4 protein-coding genes and 1 pseudogene are annotated in these 4537 nt (G+C 52.7%); 3 read left to right on the top strand and 2 right to left on the bottom strand.

Annotated features, from left to right (window positions below; translation table 11 throughout):
* Positions 1-180: pseudogene (locus I5W_RS31930) on the bottom strand (amidase); the annotation flags it as partial.
* 312 nt (positions 181-492) lie between these two features.
* Between I5W_RS31930 and I5W_RS33080 the strand changes: the two are divergent.
* The 3 genes from I5W_RS33080 (at position 493) to I5W_RS03265 (ending at position 3414) form a co-directional block, all read left to right on the top strand.
* The gene (locus I5W_RS33080) at positions 493-1092 is read left to right on the top strand and encodes a hypothetical protein (RefSeq protein WP_252716871.1); all 600 of its coding nucleotides are present in this window, start codon (positions 493-495) and stop codon (positions 1090-1092) included.
* Positions 1093-1172: 80 nt separating this feature from the next.
* A complete protein-coding gene (locus I5W_RS33075) occupies positions 1173-1631 on the top strand; it encodes a helix-turn-helix transcriptional regulator (protein WP_252716870.1) in 459 nt (152 codons plus the stop codon).
* Between the two features lie 229 nt (positions 1632-1860).
* Positions 1861-3414 carry a methyl-accepting chemotaxis protein gene (locus tag I5W_RS03265; RefSeq protein WP_044528168.1) on the top strand — a complete coding sequence of 518 codons (1554 nt, stop codon included), beginning with the start codon at positions 1861-1863 and terminating at the stop codon, positions 3412-3414.
* Between the two features lie 221 nt (positions 3415-3635).
* Here the strand turns inward: I5W_RS03265 and I5W_RS03260 are convergent, their stop codons facing one another.
* Positions 3636-4355, bottom strand: a complete 720-nt coding sequence (locus tag I5W_RS03260; RefSeq protein ID WP_017455384.1) for an SDR family oxidoreductase — start codon at positions 4353-4355, stop codon at positions 3636-3638.
* Positions 4356-4537 lie beyond the last annotated feature (182 nt).

The raw sequence follows: 4537 nt of genomic DNA, 5'->3' as shown, positions 1-4537 counted from the left end.
CCGGGCGGCGCGAAGAGCGCTTTCGACATCCTGGGTCACGACGGCGTTGAGATCGCCGTTGAGGCGTTCCACCCGCTCCAAGTGATGTTGCAGTACTTCGACAGCGCCGATCTGGCGGGTGCGAAGCAACTTCAGAAGTTCAGTCGCGGACTTGAAGTGTATGGGGGTTTCCTTGTGCATCGCCGTTTCCTCTAAATAATTATGATCATTTACGAATGATCATCTGACGGCGGCTTCTCTTTCATCTACTACATAGGATAAGAAGACAAATTTAGTCCCCCAATATTGCCGAGTGGAACATCAAGGCATCTCTGCGATAACAAATCACCCTTTTCCCGCCCCGTTGCTTGCCGGACTTGCCCGTTGATCCATTAGAATATGACGGCACCTTGCAAGTCTCTTCGTTATCGTGCGGTGCGCGATCCTCCCCCATGCCGTTCTGAACACGGGAAACGATGGGGCCAAGTCTGAAATTGTCTGGAGGCAAACTCAGTGGACAGTATTCCAGTCAGTAGTCACGCCATCAAACCAGGCAACGCATTCCTTTTGCAACTCTATGCGTGCTCCAGTACGCCGTCGCAGTGGTGCGATCTGATGAATCGGGTATGTGCCGAATTCGAGGTCGAACACGCCTTGCTTCAGGAATTTCGTGTGAATGGAGAGAAGGTCAACACCGTCTGGCAGGTCCATGATTCGCGCACCGATATGTTGCTGTACCGAAATCTTATTCGGGATGAAGGCAATCCGCGCATAGACGCCAAGAGAATATCGGCGGGTGTTGGCCGTATCGTCTCGGATAATGATCTGTTCTCACAAGAAGAAGAGTCCGTCCGGCATCAGCTTCAGGAACGTATGCGCTTGATGGGATACGGACGGTTTCTTGGCGGGGCCTGGTGCCTCGGCCAAGACCACTACATGGGCCTTTCTCTGTATCGCCGACCAGACGATGACACTGATTATTCCGGCCGCCAGATCGATGGTCTGGCAGCTCAAGTGCCTCATTTCGCCCAAGCGATGCAGATCAGCAGGGCCACGATGCAACGTCTTGCGGGAGAGCAGCTGGTGCAGCGCTATCTCGAACGTATGCCTTAAGGCCTGATCGTTTGCGACGTCGCCGGGGGCGTGCGTGGCTCAACCAGAAGGCGCGTAGCGAAATGGCGGAGGGGCGGGGATTGCAACTGCGCGATGGACGCTTGCATGTGGCGCATCCCGAAGCGCGACAAAGGCTGATCGATGCGCTGTGCCGTCAGGGTGACGGCGTCGCACCGACCTTTCTGGCTCTCGACATCGACCAATACCGTTGGCAACTTTCTTTCGACTTGTTGGATGAGTCGAGCGTGAGCGGCGCTCCCCTGGTTCTGATCAGCCTCAGTGGCGAACGCTCGGTGAGAATGGTTCCGGCCGAGGCGTTGGTCGCGCTGTTCGGACTGACCGCGGCGGAGGCTCGGCTGGCCAGTGCGTTTGTGTCCGGGGTGACGTTGGAGGAGTATGCGCAGCGCCGCGGCGTCGGATTGGGAACAGTACGCTTCCAGATGAAGCAGGTACTGGCCAAGACCGGCACCAACCGGCAAGCCGATCTTGTGCGTAGGATCCTTTGCTCGGCGGCAGCCCAGCTTGCGGTCTCTTCCTGAAGATCGGTTGCGCTCTCTTGGCTTGTCGGTGAGGAGTAGAGAAGGGGCCGGAAGATTTTATGGAGTTTTTTGCTGGTATCGGGGGAGGAGCAGATGCCAGCGTGGTCTGGCGGTCAGCCAGGCCGTCGGCTTGGTTTCCCCAAGAGAAGGTCATGCTGACGTCAAATGCTCATGATACAAGTTCACGCGCAGGACTTAACAGAAAAAAAATTGCGCCTAGGAATGGAAGATGAAAATTGCATTGAAAGTTTCTCACCGGTTTGTATTGCTGCTTACCTTACTTATTGCGAGTTTCTTGTTATACGGAATCTGCTCGTTCAGAACCTTGAGCCACCTACAGGTGAATGGCCCGATCTACCAGCGAATCGTGCAGGGAAAAGATCTGATCGGGGATATTTTGCCGCCGCCGGAATACATCATCGAGTCATATTTGACCTCCTTGCAATTGCTTGAGGCAACTTCAGATGACCGAAAACAACTCATAGAAAAACTCCAGGCGCTTAAAACGGATTACGAGGAACGGCACAAGTTTTGGGAAGGGCAAACTCTTGAGAGTTCGCTGTTGGACAAATTCAAAGTTGCCGACAAACCTGCAAGGGCTTTCTATCGAATTGCCTTCGACCAATTCATTCCAGCGTTAGAAAAGAACGATGTGGCTACCGCCAAAGTGGCGCTGGAAAATATGAAACAGTATTACAACCAGCATCGTGCAGCTATCAACAGCTTGGTTGATGCGACCACTAAGAGCAACGAGTTGGACGAGAAAAATGCTCGAGAGGAGCTTCTCACAGCCAAATGGCTAATGCTGACTATATTGTTAGGATCGGTCGGTTGTGTCTCGATATTCCTATACGTCATTGCCAGAAGTCTTTTACGTCAGTTGGGTGGCGAGCCAGCTTATGCCGTCAACGTTGTGGGACAGATCGCTGACGGTAATCTGGCTACCAATATTGAAATCAAATCAGGAGATTGCACGAGCCTGTTATTTTCGATCAAGGTCATGCGCGACAGCTTGACCGACATTGTCGCCAAAGTGCGTAGCGGCACCGATACCATCGCTACGGCGTCCCGTCAGATTGCTATCGGAAATCATGATCTTTCTTCGCGAACAGAGCAGCAGGCTGGTGGGTTGGAAGAATCGGTTTCGTCCATTGAAGAACTGAGTTTAACCGTGGCGCGCAATGCCGAAAATTCTCAACAAGCAAATGAGTTGGCAATTTCAGCCTCCGAAGTTGCCATACAGGGTGGAAGTGTTATATCGAAGGTGATCGAAACCATGGGTTCGATCAACGACTCGTCCAAGAAAATCGTGGATATCATTTCTGTCATTGATGGCATCGCTTTTCAAACTAATATCCTGGCATTGAACGCCGCAGTGGAAGCCGCTCGTGCAGGTGAGCAAGGTCGAGGATTCGCCGTCGTAGCTTCCGAAGTACGTGGTTTGGCGCAAAGGTCTGCGAGCGCAGCGAAGGAAATAAAGAGCTTGATAGAAGATTCGGTTGATAAAGTCGATGCCGGCAGCAAGTTGGTCGATCAAGCAGGCAGCACGATGCAGGACATCGTCGAAAGTATTGGTAGGGTAAGCAATATCGTCAAAGAGATCACGGCGGCTAGCCAAGAGCAGACCTCTGACATTGAGCAGATCAATCAAGCCGTTACGCAGATGGATACGATGACGCGACAGAATGCGGCCTTGGTAGAAGAAGCTGCGGCTGCCTCAACTGCGATGGAAGATCAAGCCGCTAATTTATCGGATCTTGTCAGCACGTTCAAAATAGGGTGACCTGCGCGCTATCAGATTTTCCTTTTGTGCAGCTAATGGCAGCCTGTGGGAGCAACCCGCGCAAACACGCCGATGCCCTGGCACAGCCGGCGGGGGCTGCGTGCTTAATTAAGTGTAAAAATTGCAGAGCAAAAAAAGCGGCCTGCATCACTGCAAGCCGCTTCTGTTATGGTGCTGATGGGCGCAATCGAACCGTCGACCTACTGATCCTGGTGAGACATTCAGACGAGAAGGCCACCACCGTCAATCACGACAGTCTGCCCGGTGACAAAATCGTTGTTCATCAAATATAAATAGGCTTGGGCAATTTCGTCTGCCTCACCGACTCTTCCTGCCAGCAATGCAGAACCGGCTTGTTGATACATTGTTTCTCGATCGCTCTCGGGCATATTGGCCCATAACGGTGTACGAACAAAACCCGGGCTGACAATATTGACTCGTAGCGGTGCGAGCTCAACTGCAAGGGCTCTCGTTAGTCCCTCCATTGCGCTACAAATGCTGGCACCGATGGACAAGCCTTTGGGCGCTCGCGCACCGGCGATGCCACTGGTCAGCACGACCGAACCTCCTGGACGTATATAGTGAAGAGCTGCCTTGACCGCAGCAATTGCACCGAACACACGCACGTTGAATGCATCGCGTATGGCGACCATTTCAATACTCTCCAGATTGCCGAACAGCAGGCTTTCGCCGGCCGTATAAACGAGATGGTCGAAATGTCCGGTTTCCTCAAACAAGGATTCCAAGGAGCTGGCACTGTTCACGTCCGATACTACTCCGCTTGCACCCGTCCCCAAGGCAGCAATGGCTGCTTCGACCTTCTCCTTCTTTGAAGATGACACAACGACTTCTGCACCTTGCATGAGTGCTGCTTGTGCAGTTGCAAAACCGATGCCAGACGTTCCTCCTACGATGAGGACTTTTTTATTTTGCAGTTTCATATCAACTCCCTGTAAGTCGCCAAGACGGCGCAATGGGAATTGTGATTACATCGATTTGTTTAATAAACTATGATTTTATTACCGCGAGAGCACCACGATGGCCAGCACCGACAGCAGCACGAACCAGGCCACGTTGGTCTGGCCGTAAGGCACCACGATGGCGGCTCCAGCAAGGGCCAAGC

The sequence above is a fragment of the Herbaspirillum sp. B65 genome (assembly GCF_000333555.1).
GTDB classification, from domain to species: Bacteria; Pseudomonadota; Gammaproteobacteria; order Burkholderiales; family Burkholderiaceae_D; genus Herbaspirillum; species Herbaspirillum rubrisubalbicans.
Note: the sequence above shows the minus strand (reverse complement) of the source record. Positions and strands in the feature narration are given on the sequence as shown.